General features: G+C 70.8%; 19 protein-coding genes. 4 read left to right on the forward strand and 15 right to left on the reverse strand.

What is annotated here, in order from left to right; all coding sequences use genetic code 11:
* Nucleotides 1-17: 17 nt before the first annotated feature.
* A complete protein-coding gene (locus ACH4SI_RS31685) occupies nt 18-1,601 on the reverse strand; it encodes an acyl-CoA carboxylase subunit beta (protein WP_398301740.1) in 1,584 nt (527 codons plus the stop codon).
* Between the two features lie 223 nt (nt 1,602-1,824).
* On the reverse strand, nt 1,825-4,203 hold the full coding sequence (locus ACH4SI_RS31690; protein ID WP_398301742.1) for a polysaccharide lyase 8 family protein: 2,379 nt from the start codon (nt 4,201-4,203) through the stop codon (nt 1,825-1,827).
* Between the two features lie 148 nt (nt 4,204-4,351).
* Between ACH4SI_RS31690 and ACH4SI_RS31695 the strand changes: the two genes are divergently transcribed.
* Entirely contained in the window at nt 4,352-4,903 is a 552-nt protein-coding gene (locus ACH4SI_RS31695) for a YceI family protein (protein ID WP_398301744.1), read from the forward strand.
* A gap of 91 nt (nt 4,904-4,994) precedes the next feature.
* Here the strand turns inward: ACH4SI_RS31695 and cimA are convergent, their stop codons facing one another.
* The 3 genes from cimA to ACH4SI_RS31710 all read right to left on the reverse strand — a co-directional run bounded on the left by cimA (nt 4,995) and on the right by ACH4SI_RS31710 (nt 9,230).
* Nucleotides 4,995-6,593 (reverse strand): citramalate synthase, encoded by a 1,599-nt coding sequence (gene cimA / locus ACH4SI_RS31700; protein WP_398301746.1) that lies wholly within the window; start codon nt 6,591-6,593, stop codon nt 4,995-4,997.
* 306 nt (nt 6,594-6,899) lie between these two features.
* A complete protein-coding gene (locus ACH4SI_RS31705) occupies nt 6,900-7,985 on the reverse strand; it encodes a branched-chain amino acid aminotransferase (RefSeq protein ID WP_398301748.1) in 1,086 nt (361 codons plus the stop codon).
* 207 nt (nt 7,986-8,192) lie between these two features.
* Nucleotides 8,193-9,230 (reverse strand): 3-isopropylmalate dehydrogenase, encoded by a 1,038-nt coding sequence (locus ACH4SI_RS31710; protein ID WP_398301750.1) that lies wholly within the window; start codon nt 9,228-9,230, stop codon nt 8,193-8,195.
* 129 nt (nt 9,231-9,359) lie between these two features.
* Between ACH4SI_RS31710 and ACH4SI_RS31715 the strand changes: the two genes are divergently transcribed.
* A complete protein-coding gene (locus tag ACH4SI_RS31715) occupies nt 9,360-10,943 on the forward strand; it encodes a purple acid phosphatase family protein (RefSeq protein ID WP_398301752.1) in 1,584 nt (527 codons plus the stop codon).
* Between the two features lie 29 nt (nt 10,944-10,972).
* On the opposite strand, the gene ACH4SI_RS31720 is transcribed toward ACH4SI_RS31715, so the two are convergent.
* From ACH4SI_RS31720 to ACH4SI_RS31730, 3 genes are all read right to left on the reverse strand, one after another.
* Nucleotides 10,973-11,095, reverse strand: coding sequence for a hypothetical protein (locus ACH4SI_RS31720; RefSeq protein ID WP_086015790.1), 123 nt, complete (start codon nt 11,093-11,095; stop codon nt 10,973-10,975).
* A gap of 446 nt (nt 11,096-11,541) precedes the next feature.
* On the reverse strand, nt 11,542-13,173 hold the full coding sequence (gene pruA / locus ACH4SI_RS31725; RefSeq protein WP_398301755.1) for an L-glutamate gamma-semialdehyde dehydrogenase: 1,632 nt from the start codon (nt 13,171-13,173) through the stop codon (nt 11,542-11,544).
* 57 nt (nt 13,174-13,230) lie between these two features.
* Nucleotides 13,231-14,157: a proline dehydrogenase family protein gene (locus tag ACH4SI_RS31730; RefSeq protein WP_398301757.1), complete on the reverse strand. Its 927-nt coding sequence runs from the start codon at nt 14,155-14,157 to the stop codon at nt 13,231-13,233.
* A gap of 170 nt (nt 14,158-14,327) precedes the next feature.
* Here ACH4SI_RS31730 and ACH4SI_RS31735 point away from each other — a divergent pair, with 170 nt between their 5' ends.
* Complete coding sequence (locus tag ACH4SI_RS31735) at nt 14,328-15,620, forward strand: PucR family transcriptional regulator (protein WP_398301759.1); 1,293 nt, start codon at nt 14,328-14,330, stop codon at nt 15,618-15,620.
* On the opposite strand, the gene ACH4SI_RS31740 is transcribed toward ACH4SI_RS31735, so the two are convergent.
* Complete coding sequence (locus ACH4SI_RS31740; RefSeq protein WP_398301761.1) at nt 15,598-16,191, reverse strand: TetR/AcrR family transcriptional regulator; 594 nt, start codon at nt 16,189-16,191, stop codon at nt 15,598-15,600. The two genes, ACH4SI_RS31735 and ACH4SI_RS31740, sit on opposite strands and share 23 nt — an antisense overlap.
* 143 nt (nt 16,192-16,334) lie before the next feature.
* Here ACH4SI_RS31740 and ACH4SI_RS31745 point away from each other — a divergent pair, with 143 nt between their 5' ends.
* Nucleotides 16,335-16,976 (forward strand): glycoside hydrolase family 6 protein, encoded by a 642-nt coding sequence (locus ACH4SI_RS31745; protein ID WP_398301763.1) that lies wholly within the window; start codon nt 16,335-16,337, stop codon nt 16,974-16,976.
* On the opposite strand, the gene ACH4SI_RS31750 is transcribed toward ACH4SI_RS31745, so the two are convergent.
* From ACH4SI_RS31750 to ilvN, 6 genes are all read right to left on the reverse strand, one after another.
* Complete coding sequence (locus ACH4SI_RS31750) at nt 16,886-17,470, reverse strand: Uma2 family endonuclease (RefSeq protein WP_398301765.1); 585 nt, start codon at nt 17,468-17,470, stop codon at nt 16,886-16,888. The two genes, ACH4SI_RS31745 and ACH4SI_RS31750, sit on opposite strands and share 91 nt — an antisense overlap.
* Nucleotides 17,471-17,579: 109 nt before the next feature.
* Entirely contained in the window at nt 17,580-19,082 is a 1,503-nt protein-coding gene (locus ACH4SI_RS31755; protein WP_398301767.1) for an MFS transporter, read from the reverse strand.
* A 42-nt stretch (nt 19,083-19,124) separates the two neighbouring features.
* Nucleotides 19,125-19,820, reverse strand: coding sequence for a TetR/AcrR family transcriptional regulator (locus tag ACH4SI_RS31760; protein WP_398301769.1), 696 nt, complete (start codon nt 19,818-19,820; stop codon nt 19,125-19,127).
* 201 nt (nt 19,821-20,021) lie between these two features.
* Nucleotides 20,022-21,623, reverse strand: a complete 1,602-nt coding sequence (gene serA, locus ACH4SI_RS31765) for a phosphoglycerate dehydrogenase (RefSeq protein WP_398301771.1) — start codon at nt 21,621-21,623, stop codon at nt 20,022-20,024.
* 271 nt (nt 21,624-21,894) lie between these two features.
* Nucleotides 21,895-22,893: a ketol-acid reductoisomerase gene (ilvC, locus tag ACH4SI_RS31770; protein ID WP_398301773.1), complete on the reverse strand. Its 999-nt coding sequence runs from the start codon at nt 22,891-22,893 to the stop codon at nt 21,895-21,897.
* A gap of 75 nt (nt 22,894-22,968) precedes the next feature.
* The gene (gene ilvN, locus ACH4SI_RS31775) at nt 22,969-23,493 is read right to left on the reverse strand and encodes an acetolactate synthase small subunit (RefSeq protein ID WP_044569623.1); all 525 of its coding nucleotides are present in this window, start codon (nt 23,491-23,493) and stop codon (nt 22,969-22,971) included.
* Nucleotides 23,494-23,525 lie beyond the last annotated feature (32 nt).

The following is a 23,525-nucleotide window of genomic DNA, read 5'->3' on the forward strand; positions in this document are numbered from 1 at the left end:
CGTCTCCCTCGTGGGCGTTACTGCGGCGGGTTGCCGTGCTTGCGGGACGGCAGGTCGGCGTGCTTGTCGCGCAGCATCGCCAGGGACCGGATCAGGACCTCGCGGGTTTCGGACGGGTCGATGACGTCGTCCACCAGGCCCCGCTCGGCCGCGTAGTAGGGGTGCATCAGCTCGGACTTGTACTCCTTGACCATGCGCGCGCGCATGGCCTCCGGGTCGTCGGCGTCGGCGATCTGACGGCGGAAGATCACGTTGGCGGCGCCCTCGGCGCCCATCACCGCGATCTCGTTGGTCGGCCAGGCGTAGGTCAGGTCGGCGCCGATGGACTGGGAGTCCATGACGATGTACGCGCCGCCGTACGCCTTGCGCAGGATGACCGAGATGCGTGGCACGGTCGCGTTGCAGTACGCGTACAGCATCTTGGCGCCGTGCCGGATGATCCCGCCGTGCTCCTGGTCGACGCCGGGCAGGAAGCCGGGCACGTCCAGGAAGGTGATCAGCGGGATGTTGAACGCGTCGCACATCTGGATGAAGCGCGCGGACTTCTCCGACGCTTCGATGTCCAGCACCCCGGCCAGCGACTGCGGCTGGTTGGCGATGATGCCCACCACCTGGCCGTCGAGCCGGGTCAGGGCACAGATGATGTTGGTCGCCCAGCGCTCGTGGACCTCCAGGTACTCGCCGTCGTCGACGATCTCCTCGATGACCTTGCGCATGTCGTACGGGCGGTTGCCGTCGGCCGGGACGAGGTCGAGCAGGGACTCGCCGCGCCGGTCGGCCGGGTCGTCGGCCTCGGTGGCCGGCGGGTTCTCCCGGTTGTTCTGCGGCAGCAGGGAGAGGAGGAAGCGCACCTCCTCCAGGCAGGTCTCCTCGTCGTCGTACGCGAAGTGGCACACGCCCGAGGTCTCGGCGTGTACGTCCGCGCCGCCCAGGCCGTCCTGGGTGACCTTCTCCCCCGTCACCGCCTGGACCACGTCGGGTCCGGTGATGAACATCTGGGACGTCTCACGGACCATGAACACGAAGTCCGTGAGCGCCGGGGAGTAGGCGGCGCCACCGGCGCACGGGCCGAGCATCACGCTGATCTGCGGGATGACGCCGGACGCCTTGGTGTTGCGCTGGAAGATGCCGCCGTAGCCCGCGAGCGCCGAGACGCCCTCCTGGATGCGGGCCCCGGCGCCGTCGTTGAGGGACACCAGCGGCGCCCCGGCCGAGATGGCCATGTCCATGATTTTGTGGATCTTGGTGGCATGGGCCTCGCCCAGCGCCCCGCCGAAGATCCGGAAGTCGTGTGCGTAAACGAACACCGTCCGCCCGTGGACGGTCCCCCAGCCGGTGACGACCCCGTCGGTGTAGGGCTTCTTCGCCTCGAGCCCGAATCCGGTCGCGCGGTGCCGCCGCAGCGGCTCCACCTCGTTGAAGGACCCCTCGTCCAGCAGGAGATCGATCCGCTCGCGAGCCGTCAGCTTGCCCTTGGCCTTCTGGGCCTCGGTCGCCCGCTCGCTCGGGCCGCGCCGAGCCTGCTCGCGGATCGCGTGCAGCTCGGCGACGCGCCCGCGAACGTCACTCGCCGCTTCGGGCGCACCTTCGAGATTGGTCATGGAACGACGGTACGTTCCCCGACCCCCGGAAACGCATGTCAATTCCATACAACGTCGGGCCCGTTTTCGTGGGCAGGCGGAACAGAACTGGACAGCGGATTTCCCCTTGGCCGGAACCCCCAAGGGTGGGGAGCGCTGTCGGCACCCGACAATCTTGCGGACGACACACGGTAACCGGCGGGGTGTGACCACCCGGATGGACCGCAGCCGCCGGGGCCACGTCTCAGAGTGTGATCTCGCAGCGGTGGGTGGCGCAGGCCGTGCCGGGGGTGATGCGCAGCCGCAGCGCCCCGCCGGTGGCCAGCACCTCGACCGTGGCGTCGTGGGCGGTCACGGCGCGCACCGGATGCGCCCAGAGGACGTCGAACGGCTCCCCGGTCCGGGGCGGCTCGGCGATCGCGAGGTGCGCGGTGTGCCGCCCGGTACGGCGCAGCAGCATGCTCGCCGGGGCGCCCACGGTGAGCGGACCGGCCGTGCCGGGGACCCAGAAGTTCGCCGCCGTGACGCCGAGCGACGGGATGGCGATGGCCTGCCGGGCTCGGGAGTTGGCGAGCACGGTCAGCCAACGGCGGTCGGCGGCGCGGGCGGCGACCGCGGCCGGGCCCGCGCCCGGCATCAGGAGGTAGGCGTAACGCGCGCCGTCGGGGTCGGTGCCGTGGTCGTGCCAGAGGGTGAGGTAGCGGCGAGTGAGGGGGTCGGGCGAACCGCCGGTGTTGATGTCCCGCCAGGAGCCGGTGCGGGCCTCCCGCCGGGTGCGCAGCGCCGCGCCGCCGGGGAAGACATAGCCGCCGTGCCCGGCGAGATGGGCCCAGCGCGCCCGGTGGAAGATGCGGGTCCGGTCGGGTGCGGCCGGCTGGGGCACGCCGTCGACGGTGAGCGCGGGGGTGCCGTCGGCGCCGAGGTTGCGGTTGTCGACGACGGTGACGACGGGGACGCCGTCGCGGGCGGTGATGTCCGCGCCGAGGCAGACGACCGCGTCGGCCACGCAGAACCAGGACTTCTTGGCGCGCAGGGTGGAGCCGAGTCCGCGCAGGTCCTGGCCGATGGCGGCGAACTCGCCGTCGGTGGTGCCGCCGACCCAGCGGACATCGGGTTTGGGTTCGCCCCAGCCGCCGCCCTCGTTGTCGGCGAGCGGCCGGGCGGAGGCGGTGGTTCCGGGCAACCGGTAGGGGTCGACGGTGGGCCAGAAGCCGTCCGTGTACTGGCTCGCGGTCTCGCCCCCGGCCCACCAGGAGAGCATTCCGGCGCCGGTGTGCCAGCCGCGCGGGTGCTCGCCGTTGCCGTTCTCGTAGTACGCGATCCGGTCCGAGGTCATGGCCAGGGCGGCGGTCCAGCCGGGACGCCGGTGCACGGCCCGGTCCATGGCCGGGAACAGCCGGTGGCCCACCGGCTCGGGCAGCGCCGGGCCCGGCCCCTTCGCCACGGCCGCCAGCCGCGCCAGGTCCGCGACGCCGAACTGCGGGTCGGTCAGCACGGGGTGGCCGGTGTCGCGCGCGATCCAGCCCCTGACCATGCCGTTCCAGCGCTCCCGCGCGGCGTCGTCCGCACCCGCGCCGAGCAGGGCGATGGCGGCGAGGAGCAGATGGCCGCGCTGATGGTCGCTCTGCGTGATCTCGCGCGGATCGTCTCTCTGGACGCCACGGCTGACGGCCCGGCCGGAGACGCTGTCCATCATCAGCCCGTCGTGCAGCAGCGGGGCGTACGCGTGCTCCACGCTGTCCAGGATGATCTGCCGGTTCGGGTCGGTGACCTCCCACTCCGACCCGGCCAGCAGGGCGAAGAGCCGGCCGAGGCCGTCGAGCAGGACGTAGCCGTAGGTGCCGGAGTAGGCGACCCAGGTGTGCTGGATGAACGAGCCGTCGGCGTAGAGCCCGTCGCCCTTCGTCACGTACGGGAAGACGGGCGAGAGCGCGTCCCGGGCGAGCGCGACCTTGGCCGGCGCCGCTCCGAGGATGCCGCGCAGGGCCACGACGCGGCACAGGTCGACGCGGTTGGCGCCGGTGCTGGTGCCGGTGTAGTCGCCGAGCATGGTGTCGGGCACGAAGTGGTCGACGGCGGCCAGACAGCGTTCCCGCCGCTCGTAGCCGAGCCGGTCGTACAGGATCGCGAGGGTGTCCAGGAGCAGCCGGGGGCTGCCGATCTGCCACTCCCACCAGTTGCCGTAGCGGGTGGTGGCGGGGTGGTAGACGGTGGCGTCGAGGTGGTCGATGCCGCGCGCGACGTCGTCGGCGAGACCGGGGTCGCCGGTGAGGCCGGTGCGGGGCTGGGCGTACGCCTGGGCCATGGTGTTCAGCCGGGCGTAGCTCTGGGTGATGCCCGCGGGCGGGTCGAAGGGCTGGTCGGGCCAGAGCGAGGCGGCGGCGGGCGCCATGCTCGCCCGGAACCGGGCGGCCAGGCGGCCGGTCTCGGCCAGGCGGCCCGCGTACGGCTCGGTGGCGGGGTCGTAGCCGGTGCCGAGCGTGAGGTCGGTCCAGCGGCGGCGCAGGGCGGCGAAGTCCGGCCCGGCGGCGTGGGCGGGCAGGGCGAGGACCGGGGGTAACGCCCCGGCGGCCGCGGCGAGGAAGCCCCGCCGGGACCAGGGTCCGTTCGGGCGCGGTGGCATGGACACCTCCTGCGGTCGATGATGCCCGGGCTTTTCGCTTTTCATACGCCTGGGATGTTGAGGTTTGAACCGAAGGGGCCTACGCTCGGTCTCGTTCAACGTTGAACAATATTGAACGAGATCGAGAAGTCATCACCGAGGAGGAGCCATGGGAGATCTCACCGCACTGACCGGGGACTACACCATCGACCCCGCACACAGCAGCATCGGCTTCACGGTGCGGCACGCCATGGTCACCAATGTCCGCGGGTCCTTCCCCGAACACGAGGGGACCCTGCACCTGGACGGCGCCGACCCGTCCCGCTCCACCGCCTCGATCGACGTCACGATCGCCAGTATCGACACCGGCAAGCCGGACCGTGACGCCCATCTGCGCAGCGCCGACTTCTTCGACGCCGAGACCTACCCGACGATGGCCTTCCGCAGCACCTCCGCGGAACGGATCGACGACGACAACTACCGCATAACCGGCGACCTGACCATCAAGGACGTCACCCGCCCGATCACCATCGACCTGGAACTGGGCGGGTCGGCCACCGACGTGTACGGCAGCGAGCGCGTGGGCTTCGAGGGCCGCGCCGAGCTGCTGCGCTCCGACTGGGGCCTGACCTGGAACGCCGCCCTGGAGACCGGTGGGGTGATGGTCAGCGACAAGGTCAAGCTGACGTTCGACATCTCCGCGGTCAAGAACAAGGACTGATCCCGGTCCCACCTGCACCGCGGCCCCGGCGGGGCTACACCCCCAAAGGCTCTCGCCGGGGCCGCGGTCCTCGCGCGGCGCGCGGCCGCTCCTACTCCTGCGGCTCCACTCCGGCCCGCAGCAGCCCGTAGGCGTACGCGTCGTCCAGCGCCTGCCACGAGGCGTCGATGACGTTCTCCGCGACGCCGACCGTGGACCACTCCCCCTGGCCGTCCGCGGTCGAGACGAGCACCCGGGTCGTGGACTCCGTGCCGTGCTTGCCCTCCAGGATGCGGACCTTGTAGTCGACCAGCTGCATCGTGGCGAGCTGCGGGTAGATCCGCTCCAGGCCCACGCGCAGCGCCTTGTCCAGCGCATTGACCGGGCCGTTGCCCTCCGCCGTGGCGACGATGCGCTCGCCCTTGGCCCACAGCTTCACCGTCGCCTCGTTGGCGTGGGTGCCGTCCGGGCGGGTCTCGACGATCGCGCGCCAGGACTCGACCCGGAAGTAGCGGCGGGTCCGGCCCTCGGCCTCGGCGCGCAGCAGCAGCTCGAACGAGGCGTCGGCGGCCTCGTACGTGTAGCCCGCCAGCTCGCGCTCCTTGACCCGATCGACCACCCGGCCCACCAGCGCCCGGTCTCCGCCGAGGTCGATGCCCAGCTCCTTGCCCTTCAGCTCGATCGAGGCGCGGCCCGCCATGTCGGAGACCAGCATGCGCATCGTGTTGCCGACCCGCTCGGGGTCGATGTGCTGGTACAGATCCGGGTCGACCTTGATCGCGGAGGCGTGCAGCCCGGCCTTGTGGGCGAACGCGGAGACACCCACATAGGGCTGGTGGGTCGACGGCGTCAGGTTGACGACCTCGGCGATCGCGTGGGAGATCCGGGTCATCTCCTCCATCGCGCCGGGCGGCAGCACCCGGCGGCCGTACTTCAGCTCCAGGGCGGCGACGACCGGGAACAGGTTGGCGTTGCCGACCCGCTCGCCGTAGCCGTTGGCGGTGCACTGCACATGGGTGGCGCCCGCGTCGACGGCGGCCAGGGAGTTGGCGACGGCGCAGCCGGTGTCGTCCTGGGCGTGGATGCCCAGGCGCGCGCCGGTGTCGGCGAGGACGGTGCGGACCACGGCGTCGATCTGGCCGGGGAGCATGCCCCCGTTGGTGTCGCAGAGGATGACCACGTCGGCGCCCGCCTCGTGGGCCGCGGAGACGACCCGCTTGGCGTAGTCGGCGTTGGCGCGGTAGCCGTCGAAGAAGTGCTCGCAGTCGAGGAACACCCGGCGGCCCTGGGACCGCAGGTAGGCGACGGTGTCGCGGACCATCGCCAGGTTCTCCTCCAGCGTGGTGCGCAGGGCCAGCTCCACATGGCGGTCGTGGGACTTGGCCACCAGGGTGATCACCGGGGCACCCGAGTCCAGCAGCGCCTTGACCTGCGGGTCGTCCGCGGCGCTGACGCCCGCCTTGCGGGTGGCGCCGAACGCGACGAGTTGGGCGTGCTTGAAGTCGATCTCCGCCTGGGCGCGGGCGAAGAACTCCGTGTCCCGCGGGTTCGCGCCGGGCCAGCCGCCCTCGATGAAGCCCACGCCGAAGTCGTCCAGGTGACGGGCGATGGTGAGCTTGTCCGCGACCGTCAGGTTGATGCCCTCGCGCTGCGCGCCGTCGCGCAGCGTGGTGTCGAAGACGTGGAAGCTGTCGTCGGGCCAATGCTTCATGGTGGTGGGGCTCCTGTCGGATGGATCTCGGGCTACCGGAATGACCGGTTCCGCGCCTCCCATGGTCCCGCACGCTCCGCATCCGGTGGGATGGTCCGGAAAACGAAAAGACCCCTCGCGGGTGCGAGAGGTCTGCGCGCGGGTCTGGGGCACGGTGGTCGCGTCGTACCGGGTCGTACGGGGCGATCACTGCGGACCGGCGCGCCTGCTGCCAATAATCATGGCGAACGAGAGCACGGAGGCAGTCAAGCACATTCCGCCCCCGCGCTCCCATCCGTCTCAAGATGCGGGCCATACCCCCGGGGCTCAGCCCAGGCGGTGCAGCCAGCCGTGCGGGTCCGGGGCGGCGCCGGTCTGGATGTCCAGCAGCGCCTTGCGCAGCTTCACCGTGACCTCACCGGGCTGCCCGTCGCCCACCGTCCAGCTCGCGCGGGCGGACTTGACCGAGCCGACCGGGGTGATCACGGCCGCGGTGCCGCAGGCGAAGACCTCGGTCAGGCTGCCGTCCGCGTTCCCCTCGCGCCAGTCGTCGACCGAGATCCGGCCCTCGGCGACCTCGTAGCCGAGGTCGGCGGCGATCCGCAGCAGCGAGGCGCGGGTGATGCCGGGCAGCAGTGAACCGGACAGCTCGGGGGTGACGATGCGGTTCCCGTACACGAAGTACAGGTTCATGCCGCCCATTTCCTCGATCCAGCGGCGCTCGATGGCGTCCAGCCAGACCACCTGGTCGCAGCCCTGCTCGGCGGCCTGCGCCTGGGCCACCAGCGAGGCGGCGTAGTTGCCGCCCGCCTTGGCGGTGCCGGTGCCGCCGGGGGCCGCCCGGACGTACTCCTCGGAGAGCCAGACGGAGACCGGCTGGACGCCACGGGGGAAGTAGGCGCCGGCCGGGGAGGCGATCACGACGAACAGGTACTCGTTAGCGGGCCGGACGCCCAGACCCACCTCGGTCGCGATCATGAACGGCCGCAGGTACAGGGACGACTCACCGCTGCCCGGCACCCACGCCCGGTCCTGGGTGACCAGGGCGTCGCAGGCGGCGAGGAACAGGTCGACCGGCAGCTCGGGCATCGCCATGCGGCGGGCGGAGGCCCGGAAGCGCTCGGCGTTCTGCTCGGGGCGGAAGGTGGCCACGGTCCCGTCGGGCTGGCGGTACGCCTTGAGCCCCTCGAAGATCGTCTGCGCGTAGTGCAGCGTCATGTTCGCCGGGTCGAGCGAAAGCGGGGCATAGGGCACGAGCTGGGCCTCGTGCCAGCCGCGGCCCTCCGTCCACTTGATCGTCACCATGTGGTCGGTGAAGTGGCGGCCGAATCCCGGGTTGGCCAGGATCTCCTCCCGCTCCGCATCGGAGAGCGGGTGCGCGGAGGGCTTGAGCTCGATCGAGGGCGTCGTCATGAGTGGTAGTCCTTCACTTCCGTTGTGGCGGACCGCGCTCGCACCATCCTTGTCCGTGATCGGTACTAGGACGTCCGAGCTTCCCGCTGCACACGGCGGCCCCACGAGCGATTATCGCTGACGTGGGGCCGGAGCTTAAGGATGCGTGCGAAGTGCGCGGCCCGAGGTCGATGGTCGCACCCAGCCGCGCACCGGCACAGGCTGGGGTCAGCCGGATACTCGGGCGGCGAGCGCGTCGCCGATCTCGTCGGTGGTGCGCGCCGCGTCCCGCTCGGCGAGGTCGTCGGCGACGGCGGCCTCGATACGGGCGGCCTCGTCCGCGTAGCCGAGGTGCTGGAGGAGCAGGGCCACCGACAGGATGGTCGCGGTCGGGTCGGCCTTGCCGGTGCCCGCGATGTCCGGCGCGGAGCCGTGGACCGGCTCGAACATCGACGGGAAGGCGCCGGAGGGGTTGATGTTGCCACTCGCGGCGAGCCCGATGCCGCCGGTGACGGCGGCGGCGAGGTCGGTGAGGATGTCACCGAAGAGGTTGTCGGTCACGATCACGTCGAACCGCTCGGGCTGGGTGACGAAGAAGATCGTCGCGGCGTCGACGTGCAGGTAGTCGGTGGTGACGTCGGGGTACTCGGCACCGACCTTGTCGAAGATGTTCTTCCACAGGTGACCGGCGTGCACCAGCACGTTGTTCTTGTGCACGAGGGTCAGCTTCTTGCGCGGGCGGCTGTTGGCGCGCTCGTACGCGTCCCGGACGACGCGCTCGACGCCGTACGCGGTGTTCAGGCTGACCTCGGTGGCGACCTCGGCCGGGGTGCCGGTGCGCAGCGAGCCGCCGTTGCCGACGTACGGGCCCTCGGTGCCCTCGCGGACGACGACGAAGTCGATGTCGGGGCGACCGGCCAGCGGGGTCGTGGTGTTCGGGAAGAGCTTCGACGGACGCAGGTTGACGTAGTGGTCGAAGGCGAAGCGCAGCTTCAGCAGCAGCCCGCGCTCCAGCACCCCGGACGGGACCGACGGGTCGCCGATCGCGCCGAGCAGGATCGCGTCGTGGTCCTTCAGCGACTCCAGCTCGGCATCCGTCAGCGTCTCGCCGGTGGCGTGCCAGCGCTTGGCGCCGAGGTCGTAACTCTTGGTCTCCAGCTTCACGTCCTGCGGAAGGGCGGTCCTCAGGACCTTGAGGCCCTGGGCCACGACTTCCTGGCCGATTCCGTCACCGGGGATCACTGCGAGGCGAATGCTGCGAGACATACCCGGACCCTACTCCTCGTCCCATCTCATGACATCGTCAGTCCGCCATACGGACAGATCTCCCACCGGACAGGCCGCGTTCACCCGCAGTACGGCGTGATGTCGCCCGCCCGGGGGAGATTCCGGATCATGCATACACCACGGTTCGGCATTCCGGAGCCGCTAGCGAGCCGGATGACCATGGCGGAGCAGCATGAGTACCTGCGCGACGCCTTCCCCCGCCGACGGGTGCTGCGCGGGGGCGCCGCGACGGCCGGGGCGGCCGCGGTGGCGCTGGGCGGCGCCGGCTGCGCCCCCGCCGCCGGGTCCAAGCCGTCGCCCGCGGCGGACGCCCGTCCCGCGACGCCGAAGGTGGACGGCGCGCTGGTGGCCCCCTTCGGCCGTCATCTGGCCCTCGGCTCCGACCCGACGACGCAGATGCGGGTCTCCTGGCAGGTGCCGTTCGCGGTGAAGCGCCCGTATCTGCGGATCGGGCCCCGGCCGACGGAGTTGACCCGGAAGGTCGAGGCCGAGGTCCGCCATCTGCACACCCCGTCGCTCGGCGACAAGCTGCCCGCGGTCGACCAGTACTACCTGCACGCCGCGGTGGACGGGCTGAGCCCCGACGTCACCTACTACTACGGCGTCGGCCACGAGGGCTACGACCCCGCCGACCCGCGCCACTTCTCCTCGCTGGGCACCTTCCGCACCGCCCCCGAGCGGCGGGAGAAGTTCGTCTTCACCGCCTTCGGCGACCAGGGCGTGAGCTATGACGCGCTCGCCAACGACCAGTTGATCCTGGGCCAGAATCCGTCGTTCCATCTGCACGCCGGGGACATCTGCTACGCGGACGACACCGGCCACGGCAAGAAGTCCGACCTGTACGACGCCCGGGTCTGGGACACCTTCCTCGCCCAGACCGACTCGGTCGCGGCGAGCGTGCCGTGGATGGTGACGACCGGGAACCACGACATGGAGGCGTGGTACTCCCCCGACGGCTACGGCGGCCAGCTGGCCCGCTGGTCGCTCCCCGGCAACGGGCCCGACCCCCGCAAGGCGCCCGGCGTCTACTCCTTCGTCTACGCGGGCGTGGGCGTCGTCGCGCTGGACGCCAATGACGTCAGTCACGAGATACCCGCCAACAAGGGCTACACGGGCGGCGAGCAGACCCGCTGGCTGGACCGGCGGCTGGAAGAGCTGCGCAAGCGGGACGACATCGACTTCCTGGTGGTCTTCTTCCACCACTGCGCCTACTCCACGACCAGCTCGCACGCCTCGGACGGCGGGGTGCGCGACGAGTGGGTGCCGCTCTTCGAGAAGCACCAGGTGGACCTGGTCATCAACGGCCACAACCACGTCTACGAGCGCACCGACGCCATCCGCGGCGGCAAGGTGGCCCGGAAGGTGCCGGTCGGCGGGAGCGCGGACGCCGTGCGCGACGGGATCGTGTACGTCACGGCGGGCGGCGCCGGGGCGGACCTGTACGAGTTCCCGGTGCCCGACAGCTACGAGGGGCACGTCAAGGACCTCGACGAGGTGAAGAGCTACCACTGGACGAAGGACGGGGAGAAGAACAAGGACACCGTGGAGTGGTCACGGGTCCGCTACACCGGCTTCTCGTTCCTCGCGGTGGAGGTGGAGCCGGGCACGGACCCGCGGCTGAAGGTCACGGCGCTCGCGGAGTCCGGCGAACGGGTGGACCACTTCGAGGTCACCCGCCCCCGCCACAAGTAGGGCGGCTCTCTTCGAGGCCGTACGACGTCTCAGTGACCGGTGGAGCCGCCGTTGTCGCGGCGGTCGAGCGCGCGCTGGAGCGCGGCGGCGGCGTTCCTCCGGTCGGTGTCGTCGTTCTTGCGGCGAACCCTGCGGATGGTCTGCTCGGCCATGGTTCACGTCTCCTCTGCTGAACCCCGGCGCGCGGCCGGGTGGAATCCCCGAGAAGGTGGCAGCCGTAAAGGGGCGGGGGCCGGGGTGCGGCAGGGGTCACCTGCGCGGTTGCACCGGGCCGCGTCCGCCGTCGCTCGATGGAGCGGGACGTTCGGCTTCCACAAAAATAAGGGAGAGGAGCGTCAGTGTCTGCACAATTAGTCGGACGTCCTACTATCTGAGACGAGACATGGCCGAGGCCGACCCCCGTCCGACCTCGACCATGGCTGGTTATCGACGTAAACAGCAGTAAATAGCGCTGACTTGAATGCATGACGCTAGCATTCGCGCCCCTCGGGCGTCCACAGGTTTATGCCGTTTCACCCCCTCTCGACACACGCCGCCCCCGACCGGCTCACAGCCGGGTCGGGGGCGGGGCCCAGGGGGCGCGGGTGCGCCGGGCGGGTCAGCCCATGTGCGGGTAGCGGTAGTCCGTCGGCGGGACCATCGTCTCCTTGATGGAGCGGGTGGAGGTCCAGCGCATCAGGTTCTGCTTCGCGCCCGCCTTGTCGTTGGTGCCGGACGCGCGGCCGCCGCCGAAGGGCTGCTGGCCGACCACAGCACCGGTGGGCTTGTCGTTGATGTAGAAGTTGCCGGCCGCGAAGCGCAGCGCCTCGCAGGTGGCGGCGGCCGCGGCGCGGTCCTGGGCGATGACGCAGCCGGTCAGGCCGTACGCCGCCGCCGACTCCATCTGCTCCAGCATCGCGTCGTACTCGGCGTCCTCGTACACGAACACACCGATGATCGGGCCGAAGTACTCGGTCTTGAAGATCTCGTTCTCCGGGTCGGTGGAGACGAGGACGGTCGGGCGGACGAACCAGCCCTCGCTGTCGTCGTACGTGCCGCCCGCGACGACCTCGATCGTCGGGTCGGACTTCGCCCGGTCGATCGCCGCCTTGTTCTTGGCGAACGAGCGCTCGTCGATGACGGCGCCCATGAAGTTGCCGAGGTCGGTGACGGGCCCCATGGCCAGGCCGTTGACCTCGGTGGCCAGCTCCTCCTTGAAGCCGTTCTCCCACAAGGACCGCGGGATGTAGGCGCGCGAGGCGGCGGAACACTTCTGCCCCTGGAACTCGAAGGCGCCGCGGGTCACCGCCGTCTTCAGCACCGCCGGGTCGGCGGAGGGGTGGGCGACGATGAAGTCCTTGCCGCCGGTCTCGCCGACCAGCCGCGGGTAGGTCTTGTAGTTCTCGATGTTGTTGCCGACCGTCTTCCACAGGTACTGGAAGGTGGGGGTGGAGCCGGTGAAGTGGATGCCCGCGAGGTCCGGGTGGGCCAGCGCCACCTCGGAGACGTCCTTGCCGTCGCCCGTGACCAGGTTGATCACGCCCTTGGGCAGCCCGGCCTCCTCCAGCAGCTGCATCAGCAGCACGGCGGCGTGGGTCTGGGTCGGGGAGGGCTTCCAGATCACGACGTTGCCCATGAGGGCGGGGGCGGTGGGGAGGTTGCCCGCGATGGCCGTGAAGTTGAAGGGCGTGATCGCGTAGACGAAGCCCTCCAGCGGCCGGTGGTCGCTGCGGTTCCAGACGCCCGGGGAGTTGGCGGGGGGCTGCTCGGCCAGGATCTGGCGGGCGAAGTGGACGTTGAAGCGCCAGAAGTCGATCAGCTCGCAGGGCGTGTCGATCTCGGCCTGCTGCGCGGTCTTCGACTGGCCCAGCATGGTGGACGCGGCCATGGTCTCGCGCCACGGGCCGGACAGCAGGTCGGCGGCCTTGAGGATGATCGCGGCGCGGTCGTCGAAGCTGAGCGCGCGCCACGCCGGGGCGGCGGCCAGCGCCGCGTCGATCGCGTCCTGGGCGTCTTCCTTGGTGGCATTCCCGTAGGTGCCGAGGCGGGCCGCGTGGTTGTGCGGCTGTACGACGTCGAAGCGCTCCCCGCGGCCCAGCCGCTTCTCGCCGCCGATGGTCATGGGCAGGTCGATCGGGTTGTCGGCCAGCTCCTTGAGCTTGGCCTCGAGGCGGGTGCGCTCGGCGCTGCCGGGGGCGTAGGTGTGCACCGGCTCGTTCACCGGCACGGGGACCTGGGTCACAGCGTCCATGGTGGCCGTTGTCTCCTTTTTCGTGGGGTCGTCGTGGTGGTCGTGAGCCGAGGGCTGTCAGCCGCGGCCGACGAGCGAGCGCAGGAAGAACGCGAGGTTCGCGGGGCGCTCGGCGAGCCGCCGCATGAAGTACCCATACCAGTCTGTCCCATACGGGACGTAAACCCGCATACGGTGACCTTCCGCTACCAGCCGCTCCTGCTCGGCCGGACGGATCCCGTACAGCATCTGGAACTCGTACTCGTCCAATTTCCGGCCCAGGCGGTGCGCGACGTCCTGCGCTATGGCGACCATGCGCGGATCGTGCGAGCCGATCATGGGGTAGCCGTCGCCGGACATGAGGATCTTCAAACAGCGCACGAAGGCCCGGTCCACCTCACGCTTGTCCTGGTACGCGACCGACGCGGGCTCGTTGTACGCGCCCTTCACCAGCCGCACCCGCGAGCCTTCCCCGGCGAGCGCGCGGCAGTCGTCCTCGGTCCGGAAGAGGTACGACTGGACGACCGCGCCGGTCTGCGGGAACCGGGTGCGCAGCTCGTGGAGGATCGCGAGGGTGGAGTCCACGGTGGTGTGGTCCTCCATGTCGAGGGTGACCGTCGTCCCGGCCTCGGCGGCGGCCTCGACGACCGGGGTCACATTGGCGAGCGCGAGGTCGTGGCCGCCGGGCAGCGCCTGCCCGAAGGCGGAGAGCTTCACGGACATCTCCGCGCGGGCCCCGAGCCCCTCCCTGTCGAGCGCCGCGGCCAGCGCCAGATAGGCGTCCCGGCTGCGCAGCGCCTCGGACCGGTCGGTAACGTCCTCGCCCAGGTGGTCGAGGGTGACCTCCAGGCCGCGCGAGGTGAGACCACGCACCGCCGCCATGGATTCGGCCAGCCGCTCACCGGCGACGAAGCGATCCACCATGGGGCGCGTGATCGGCGCGCCGGAGACGATCCGACGGATGGCGGCACTGCGCGAAGCGGCGAGCAGCACGGGTCCCAGCACAGGGCACCTCCACGATGACGGCCGGTATTACGGCTCCAACAACTCACCGTGAAATTTAAGGATCGCGCGGAACCGGGACCATCGACAGCTGTCACGCATCCGTGTCCGGGATCTCAGACACCTGTATGAGAGGCTGAGGCCGTACGGCGGGGAAGAAAGGCCTGAGCCCCATGCGCGAGGACTATCAGCAGCTGGTGGACGAGATCACCGCGACGCTCGGCGCGCCCGCGACCCTGGAGAACCGCGACTTCGCGCTGATCGCCTTCGGGGCGCAGGACCGCGACGACGCCGAGGAACCGGCGCTGGACCCGGTCCGTACCCGTTCCATTCTGCAGCGCCGCTCGACGGCGGCGGTGCGGGCCTGGTTCGAGGCGTTCGGGATCGCCCGGGCGCAGGCCCCGCTGCGGATCCCGCCGGACCCGGGGGCCGGGGTCTTCATGGGCCGCATCTGCCTGCCGGTGCGGCACCGCGGCGTCGTCCACGGCTATGTCTGGCTGCTGGACGACGGCCACCTCTCCGACCTGGAGCTGGGCGGCCCCGCCGGGCCGCCCCCCGATCCGCGGCTGGTCCGGGCAATGGAGACCACGGCCCGGATCGGCGCCCTGCTGGCGGCCGAGGCGAGGGCCGGCGAGGAACTGGGCGAGCTGCTGCGCGAACTGCTCACCGGGCCGCCGGCCACCCGCGACGCGGCCTGCTCGGGCCTGCACACCGCGCTGCGCGGCACGGCCGACGGGCCGCTGACGCTGGTGGCGGTCCTGCCGTGGGTTCCGGACTCGGGCGAGGACGAGGACCACCCGGGCCTCCCCCATCTGCCGGGCATCGCCGCGGCCTGTGTGATCCCCGACGAGACGGCGCTGGCCGCGCTCGTCCGGCTGCGCGCCCCCACCTCCCTGGGCCCCGCCCGGGCCACCGCCGAACAGCTCCTCCGCTCCCCCCGCGCCGCGGCCTCCGACAGCGCGCCGCCCGCCCACCCCCTCCACGCGTCCGGCGCCGCGGGGACGGCCAGGGCCGCCGGTCCGCACGGCGCCGACCTCCCGTGCGGCGGCGGGCGGGAGAGCGGCGCCGGGGTCAGCGAGGCGCGGCGCGGGCTGGAGGAGCTGCCCGCCGCCTGGCGCGAGGCGCTGGCCGCCGCCCGGGCCGCGCGGGCGGACGCCCGGCTCGATCCGATCGCCGAGTGGACGGCCATCGGCCCGTACCGGCTGCTGGCCACGCTCCCCCAGGCCGCCCCCGACGCCTCCGTACGCCCCCTCCTGGAGCGCACCCACGCGGAACTGGCCCGCACCGCCGAGACGTTCCTGGACTGCGCGGGCCAGGCGAGCCGTACCGCCCAGCTCCTCGGAATCCACCGGCAGACGCTCTACTACCGCCTCTCCCGGGTGCGCCAGCTCACCGGCCTGGACCTCGACGCGGGCGACGACCGGCTGCTCCTCCACATGGCCCTCAAGGCCGCCCGGCTGCGGTAGGGCCGCCGAGGACGCGGCGCATCGCCTCGATGAGGTCCTGGGCGTCGGGCGTGCCGCCGGGGTTGATGGCCTGCTGCAGGACCATCCCGCTCACCAGGGTCATGTAGAACGATCCCAGCACCCGGGAGGTCTCCTCGTCGACCTCGCGCTCGTCGATGCCGTGGAAGAGCCCCACCAGCCCCTGGCGCGCCTCCGGCTGGGCCCGGTCGAAGGCCTCCCGCAGCGCCGGGTCGTGCTCGGCCTGCATGACGGCCTCCAGCTGGGCCCGCCACATCGCCTGGTGCTTGCCGAACAGTTCGACGGCCCGGGACCAGCCCGACTCGAAGCGCTCCGCCAGCGTGGCTCCGGCCGTCGTGTCGTTCGTGAGGGACGCCTGGACCTCGTCGGCCCAGTCACTCATGGCCGCGAACAGCGCCTCCCGCATGAGGGCGTCCTTGGAGCCGTAGTGGTAGCCGATGGAGGCCAGGTTGGCCCCGGAGGCGGCCACGATGTCCCGCGCGGTCGTGCGTGACCAGCCCTTCTCCAGCAGGCAGCGCTTCGCCCCGGCCAGCAGGTCCTCTCGATGTCCCATGGCGTCAGCCTATCCCGGTCCATACGAGCGTCTAAGACGCCCGTATGCCGGAACGGCGAGCACGGCAACTTCCCCCGCGCGGCGGCAACCAGGAAGCAGTCACGCCCCCCCCGTCCCCCGGTCCGCGAGAGGACTGATGCACCATGCGCATCGTCAGAGCGTTGGCGGCGGCCGCGCTCGCCACCACCTTCCTGGTCGGCGCGGGCCACGCACCCCGCGCCGCCGCGGGCGAACTGCCCTCCGCCACCGCCTTCTTCAACCACCCCGACTCGCTCGTCAACAAGTGGGTCGCCGCCAACTCGAACGACTCCCGCCGGGCCCGTATCGCCTCCCGGATCGCGTCCCAGCCCCAGGGCGTCTGGTTCTCGCGGTACACCCCGGGCACCGTCACCGAGGACGTCCGCAAGGTCACCTCGGCCGCCTCCGCCAAGGGCCAGGTGCCGGTGCTCGTCGCGTACCAGCTCCCCAACCGCGACTGCGGCGGCGCCTCCACCGGCGGGGCACCCGATCTGGCGAGCTACGACGCCTGGGTGCTCGCCGCCGGGCTGGGCAGCGGGCCGGCGGTCGTCATCCTCGAACCGGACTCGATCGCGCTCATCAGCTGTCTGTCGCCCGCCGAGCTGAGCGGCCGCTATGCCTCGCTCGCCCGCGCGGGCGGTCATACGGACGGTGCTGCGCGAGGCGGGCCCGACCGTCACATCCGGTCGATCTCGGTGAGATCGATGTCGATGTCGAACGGGACCGTGAGCTTCAGCCGGTCGTGGTGGATACCGGTGGGGACGTAAGAATCGGTCACCTTGTCCAGTTCGTAGACGTGGACCACCGGGCGGCGGCCCGTGCCCTTCTCGACCAGCCAGAAGTGCGGGATCCCCGCCTCGGCATAGAGCTGCGGCTTTCGCTCACGGTCGCGGCCTTCCGACTCGGGTGACACCACCTCCACCGCGAGAACGACATCGGCGGCGCCGTAGCCCGTCTCGTCCGCATCTGCGGAGACAGCCTCCGCACGCAGCACTGAGATATCGGGCTCGGGACGGTTGCCCTTGTTGATGGTGATGGTCATCTCGCGGCGCACCCTCAGCGAATCTGGCGCCAAGGATCGGAGAGCAGGTGCCAGCAGGTCCATGACCAGCGTGTGGAAACTCCTCTGCGGGCTCACGAAAACAAGGCTCCCGTCGATCAGCTCAGTGTGCGGCGGGAGATCCGGAATGCGGTCAAGGTCGTCTGCGGTGAAGCCGCCCGGGGGCGGAAACACCCAGGCCGGAAGCGGTTCAGCAGTCATGGTTACTCCCATGGAAGAGATTCTTGGCCGCACGGTCAGCCTAGCGGGCCAGAACGCCGAAGCCACCCCTCACACGAGTGACGGGCGACCCCGGCGTTGACGATCCGCGTCAGCCCAGGTGCACGGCAGCCGACGGGGCCCCCTGGGCCGCCTTGTCGCGGGGCGGGCGGGGGGTGTTCATCAGCACGCCCACCACCACCGCCGCCGCCGTGAGGATCACCGACGACCAGACGAACGCGTGCGAGAAGCCCTCGACCAGCCCGTCCTTGAGGGTGTCCGGCGTCATGCGGCGGGCGTGGTCGCGCAGGTAGTCGGAGGTCGCGCTGGTGGCGATGGTGTTGAGCATCGCCGTGCCGATCGAACCGCCGATCTGCTGGGCGGTGTTCACCGTGGCGGAGGCGATGCCCGCGTCCTGCGGCCGCACGCCGTGGGTCGCGTAGTTCATCGAGGGGGCCATCACCAGGCCCATGCCGAAGCCGACGAGGAGTTCGGAGGGCAGCACGCCCGCCGCGTACGAGCTTCCGGCCTCCAGCGGGACCAGCAGCGCCACCCCGGTGGCCGCGATCAGCAGACCGGGCACCACCAGCGCCCGCGGCGGCACCTTGGGGATGAGGCGCGCGGCCACGCCGCCCGCCCCGGCCAGCACGGCCGCGGTCATCGGCAGGAAGGCCACGCCGGTGACCAGCGCCGAGAACCCCTTGACGATCTGCATGTAGTAGGTGAGGAAGAGGAACATCGCGAACATGCCGACCACCGACATGCCGACCGCCAGATAGGCGCTGCCCCGGGTACGGTCCGCGACCGCCCGGATCGGCAGCAGCGGCCGGGCGGAGCGCCGCTCCACCAGGGCGAAGGCGGTGAGCAGCACCGCGCCCAGGATGAGCAGCCCGGTCACCAGCCGGGAGTCCCAGCCCTCGGACTCGGCCTCGCTGCATCCGTAGACCAGCGACACCAGACCGGCGACGGCCAGCAGCACTCCGGGGATGTCGAAGCGCGCCCGCTCCTCGGCGCGCCGGTCGGCGGGCAGGACGGACCAGCTGAACGCCGCGACGACGGCGATCGGCACGTTGACGTAGAGGCACCAGCGCCAGTCCAGGTACTCGGTCAGCAGCCCGCCGACAACCAGCCCGATGGCGCCGCCGCCCGCCGCGATCGCGCCGAAGATGCCGAACGCCTTGGCGCGCTCGCGCGCCTCGGTGAAGTTCACGGCCAGCAGCGACAGCGCCGAGGGCGCGAGCAGCGCGGCGAAGGCGCCCTGGAGCGCTCGGGCCCCGAGCAGCATCCCGAGCCCCTGGGCGGCGCCGCCGAGCGCGGAGGCCCCGGCGAAGCCGATCAGACCGATCAGGAAGGCGCGCTTGCGGCCGGTGTAGTCGGCGATCCGGCCGCCGAACAGCAGCAGGCTGCCGAAGGCCAGGGTGTACGCGGTGATGACCCACTGCCGGTCACCGGCGGAGATGCCCAGGTCGCGCTGCGCGGAGGGCAGGGCGATGTTCACGATGGTGATGTCGAGAACGATCATCAGTTGGGCGAGGCCGATGAAGAGCAGGGCGAACCAGCGCCGGGGGTTGGGCTCGGACGATGTGGCCCCGGGTATGGCTGACGGCTCGGACATGAGGGTGTCTTTCTGGTTGTGCGTACGGACGGCAGGCGGTGATCAGTCGACGTCGGCACGGGCGTCGTCGATCACTCGCTCCCGGATGCGGAGGAAGGCGGCGGCGTCCACGGCCGGGCCGCCGAGGGCGGTGGTGGGCCCCGGGGAGCCGGTGGGGCGCAGCCCGTCCACGTACAGGTCGAGCTGGCGATGGGCGAGGGCGTCGTCGTCCGGGATGCGGCCCCCGCCGGGCAGCGGCCGCGACAGCCGGATGATCATCAGGACGATGTCGCCGAAGACGACATCGGGACGGATCGCACCGGTCGCGCGGCCACGGGCGAGGAGGTGGTCGACGGTCTCGACGGGGTCGGCGGGGTCGGCGGGGTCGGCGCGCTCCCGGCCGAAGAGTTCGTCGGCGGTGAAGTGGCCCAGCAGCGCGGGCACCACCGAGCCGATCTTGAGATCGAGGGCGGCGTGCATGAAGCGCCGCAGGGCGTCGGCCGGATCGCCCTCCGCGCCGGCGGCGTGCCGCGCGGCCTCGTCCACCGCGCCGAACACCTCGGCGGCCACGCCGCGGAAGAGGTCGGGGCGGGTGGGAAACCGCCGGTAGAGGGTGGCGATGCCGACGCCCGCGCGCCGGGCGATCTCGTCCAGCGGGGCGTCCGGCCCCTGATCGGCGAAGACCTCACGGGCCGCGCGCAGGATCTGCTCGCGGTTGCGGCGCGCGTCGGCGCGCATGCGGGGAGTGTCATCGGACACGACGGGTCTCCTGCGGAGGGCACACGTAGGGGCACACAGAGGGCCATGTGGAGACTTTTTCTCCACATAACTCAGAGCGTAACGCTCCCCGCCAGCTTATTCAACACTCGATGAAAAAGCACCGCGCGGGCACCGAAAAGGGCCCGGCCCCCGCTCGGTGAGCGGGGGCCGGGCCCTTGCGCGTGGGTGCTGCGCGGCAGATCAGGCCAGGTTGACCGAACGGGCGGACGTGGCGCCGATCTCCTCGGCGATCTCGGTGAGCACGGACTGCGGAATCGTGTCGTCCACGGTCAGCGCGACCAGCGCGTCACCGCCCACCGCGGCACGCGAGACCTGCATGCCCGCGATGTTGATGCCCGCCTCGCCGAGGATGCGGCCGAGCGTGCCGACGATGCCGGGACGGTCCGTGTAGCGGAGGAAGGCCATGTGGTCGGCGAGCGCCAGATCGACGTCGTACTCCCCGACCGCGACGATCTTCTGGAGATTCTTCGGGCCGGCCAGCGTGCCGGAGATCGAGACCTCGGTGCCGTCGGACAGGGTGCCGCGCACGGTCACCACATTGCGGTGCTCCGAGGACTCCGAGCTGGTGGTCAGTCGCACCTCGACGCCGCGCTCCTGCGCGAACAGCGGGGCGTTCACGTAACTCACGGTCTCGTCGACGATGTCCTCGAAGACGCCCTTGAGCGCGGACAGCTCCAGCACCTTGACGTCGTGCTGGGTGATCTCGCCGTACACCTCCACGTCGAGCCGGACGGCGACCTCGCCCGCGAGCGCGGTGAAGATCCGCCCGAGCTTCTCGGCCAGCGGCAGCCCGGGGCGCACGTCCTCGGCGATCACACCGCCCTGCACGTTGACCGCGTCCGGGACCAGCTCGCCCGCGAGGGCCAGCCGCACGGAGCGCGCGACCGCGATGCCCGCCTTCTCCTGGGCCTCGCCGGTGGAGGCGCCCAGGTGCGGGGTGGCGACCACGTTGTCGAACTCGAACAGCGGGGAGTCGGTGCACGGCTCCTTGGAGAACACGTCCAGACCGGCGCCGGCGACCCGGCCCTCCTTGAGGGCCGCGGCCAGCGCCACCTCGTCGACGATCCCGCCGCGGGCGGCGTTGACGATGCGCACCTCGGGCTTGACCTTGCGCAGCGCCTCGTCGCCGATGAGGCCGACCGTCTCGGGGGTCTTGGGCAGGTGGACGGTGATGAAGTCCGCGACCTCGAGCAGCTCGTCGAGGGTGAGCAGCTTCACACCCATCTGCGCGGCGCGCGCGGGCTGCACGTACGGGTCGTACGCGACGACCTTCATCCCGAAGGCGGACATGCGCTGGGCCACCAGGACGCCGATGCGGCCGAGGCCGACGACGCCGAGGGTCTTCTCGCTCAGCTCCACACCGGTGTACTTGCTGCGCTTCCACTCGCCGTTCTTCAGCGCGGCGTTCGCCTGCGGGATGTTGCGGGCGGTGGAGACCAGCAGACCGCAGGCCAGCTCGGCGGCGGTGACGATGTTGGACGTCGGGGCGTTGACGACCATGACGCCCGCCTTGGTGGCGGCCGAAACATCCACATTGTCCAGGCCGACGCCCGCGCGGGCGACCACCTTCAGCTTCTTCGCCGCGGCGATGGCTTCCGCGTCGACCTTGGTCGCGCTGCGGACGAGGATCGCGTCCACGTCGACAAGGGCGGGAAGCAGTTCGTCTCGGTCCGCGCCGTTGCAGCTCCGGATCTCGAAGTCCGGGCCCAGGGCGTCGACCGTGGCGGGCGACAGCTCTTCGGCGATGAGTACGACAGGTTTACCGGGGGAAGCAGTGCTCACGTGGTCTTCAGTCCTCACTAGTCCTCAGCGGACGGCCGTCCCGACGGCCGCAGGCGGTGAAGGGTTCCAGCCGCGTGGAAGACGCACGACACTGTGAGCCTGACGCGTATTGCAGGAAAGTGTAGTAGCGCTCGGGCCTGTGTAATGCGCCGATGCGGCAGGATCACCCGCACGTGGTGGTGCGCGACGGACAAAGGCGAACCGGGTGTGGCGGGGGTTCCACGGAACCCCCGCCACACCCGGGGCACGGCCCGCCGTGCCGTTCGGGCGCTTACGCCTCGTCGTCGACCCAGCTCATGAGCTTGCGCAGCTCCTTGCCGGTGGTCTCCAGGAGGTGGTCCTGGTCGGCCTTCTTCAGCTCGTTGTACTTCGGCAGACCGGCGTTGTACTCCGCCATCCAGTTCTTGGCGAAGGTGCCGTCCTGGATCTCGCCGAGGATCTTCTTCATCTCGGCCTTGGTGGAATCGTTGATGATCCGCGGGCCGGAGACGTAGTCGCCCCACTCGGCGGTCTCGGAGATCGACCAGCGCATCTTCTCCAGGCCGCCCTCGTACATGAGGTCCACGATCAGCTTCAGCTCGTGGAGGCACTCGAAGTACGCGATCTCCGGCTGGTAGCCGGCCTCGGTCAGGGTCTCGAACCCGGCCTTGACCAGCGCCGCGGTGCCACCGCACAGCACCGCCTGCTCACCGAAGAGGTCGGTCTCGGTCTCCTCGGTGAAGGTGGTCTTGATGACACCGGCGCGGGTGCCGCCGATGCCCTTGGCGTACGAGAGGGCGAGCGGGAAGGCGTTGCCCGTGGCGTCCTGCTCGACGGCCGCGATGCACGGCACGCCGCGGCCCTCCTCGTACTGGCGGCGGACCAGGTGGCCCGGGCCCTTGGGGGCGACCATGCAGACGTCGACGTTGGCCGACGGCTTGATGAACTCGTACCGGATGTTGAGGCCGTGGCCGAAGAACAGCGCGTCGCCGTCCTTCAGGTTGTCCTTCACGGACTCCTCGTAGACCTTGGCCTGGATCGGGTCCGGGACCAGGATCATGATCACATCGGCCTCGGCGGACGCCTCGGCGGGGCTCACCACGCGCAGGCCCTGCTCCTCGGCCTTGGCCTTGGACTTGGAGCCCTCGTGCAGGCCGACGCGGACGTCGACGCCCGAGTCGCGCAGCGACAGCGCGTGGGCGTGGCCCTGGCTGCCGTAGCCAAGGATCGCGACCTTGCGGCCCTGGATGATGGACAGGTCGGCGTCGTCGTCGTAGAACAGCTCGGCCACTTCGGGATTCTCCTAGCGTCTGGGTTGTGCTTCCCACCGTATGACGGGCGGGCGGGTGAAGGTTCGGGGGTCTCGTCAGGCGGACCGGTCGAGCGCGCGCAGGCTCCGGTCGGTGATGGAGCGGGCGCCGCGCCCTATGGCGATCGTGCCGGACTGGACCAGCTCCTTGATGCCGTACGGTTCCAGCATCTTGAGCATGGCCTCGAGCTTGTCGCTGCTGCCGGTTGCCTCGATGGTCACGGCCTCCGGGGAGACGTCCACGGTCTTGGCGCGGAACAGCTGGACGATCTCGACGATCTGGGAGCGGGTCTCGTTGTCGGCCCGGACCTTCACGAGAACGAGTTCCCGCTGAATGGCGGAGCCGTCCTCCAGCTCGACGATCTTCAGCACGTTGACGAGCTTGTTGAGCTGCTTGGTGACCTGCTCCAGCGGCAGCTCCTCGACATTCACCACGATGGTGATGCGGGAGATGTCGGGGTGCTCGGTGACGCCCACGGCGAGCGAGTCGATGTTGAAGCCGCGGCGGGAGAACAGGGCGGCGATCCGGGCGAGGATGCCGGGGGTGTTCTCCACCAGGACGGAGAGCGTGTGCTTGGACATGCGTTGCGTCTCTCTTCTTCTTCTCTCGGTCC

Origin of the sequence: Streptomyces sp. NPDC021212 (genome assembly GCF_044332925.1) — a bacterium.
Classification (GTDB): domain Bacteria; phylum Actinomycetota; class Actinomycetes; order Streptomycetales; family Streptomycetaceae; genus Streptomyces.

Excerpts from the sequence above, each read along its gene's own strand:
- ACH4SI_RS31685 (WP_398301740.1), bottom strand. The coding sequence starts at position 1,601 with ATGACCAATCTCGAAGGTGCGCCCGAAGCGGCGAGTGACGTTCGCGGG.
- ACH4SI_RS31690 (WP_398301742.1), bottom strand. The coding sequence starts at position 4,203 with ATGCCACCGCGCCCGAACGGACCCTGGTCCCGGCGGGGCTTCCTCGCC.
- ACH4SI_RS31695 (WP_398301744.1), top strand. The coding sequence starts at position 4,352 with ATGGGAGATCTCACCGCACTGACCGGGGACTACACCATCGACCCCGCA.
- cimA (WP_398301746.1), bottom strand. The coding sequence starts at position 6,593 with ATGAAGCATTGGCCCGACGACAGCTTCCACGTCTTCGACACCACGCTG.
- ACH4SI_RS31705 (WP_398301748.1), bottom strand. The coding sequence starts at position 7,985 with ATGACGACGCCCTCGATCGAGCTCAAGCCCTCCGCGCACCCGCTCTCC.
- ACH4SI_RS31710 (WP_398301750.1), bottom strand. The coding sequence starts at position 9,230 with ATGTCTCGCAGCATTCGCCTCGCAGTGATCCCCGGTGACGGAATCGGC.
- ACH4SI_RS31715 (WP_398301752.1), top strand. The coding sequence starts at position 9,360 with ATGCATACACCACGGTTCGGCATTCCGGAGCCGCTAGCGAGCCGGATG.
- ACH4SI_RS31720 (WP_086015790.1), bottom strand. The coding sequence starts at position 11,095 with ATGGCCGAGCAGACCATCCGCAGGGTTCGCCGCAAGAACGACGACACC.
- pruA (WP_398301755.1), bottom strand. The coding sequence starts at position 13,173 with ATGGACGCTGTGACCCAGGTCCCCGTGCCGGTGAACGAGCCGGTGCAC.
- ACH4SI_RS31735 (WP_398301759.1), top strand. The coding sequence starts at position 14,328 with ATGCGCGAGGACTATCAGCAGCTGGTGGACGAGATCACCGCGACGCTC.
- ACH4SI_RS31740 (WP_398301761.1), bottom strand. The coding sequence starts at position 16,191 with ATGGGACATCGAGAGGACCTGCTGGCCGGGGCGAAGCGCTGCCTGCTG.
- ACH4SI_RS31745 (WP_398301763.1), top strand. The coding sequence starts at position 16,335 with ATGCGCATCGTCAGAGCGTTGGCGGCGGCCGCGCTCGCCACCACCTTC.
- ACH4SI_RS31750 (WP_398301765.1), bottom strand. The coding sequence starts at position 17,470 with ATGACTGCTGAACCGCTTCCGGCCTGGGTGTTTCCGCCCCCGGGCGGC.
- ACH4SI_RS31755 (WP_398301767.1), bottom strand. The coding sequence starts at position 19,082 with ATGTCCGAGCCGTCAGCCATACCCGGGGCCACATCGTCCGAGCCCAAC.
- ilvN (WP_044569623.1), bottom strand. The coding sequence starts at position 23,493 with ATGTCCAAGCACACGCTCTCCGTCCTGGTGGAGAACACCCCCGGCATC.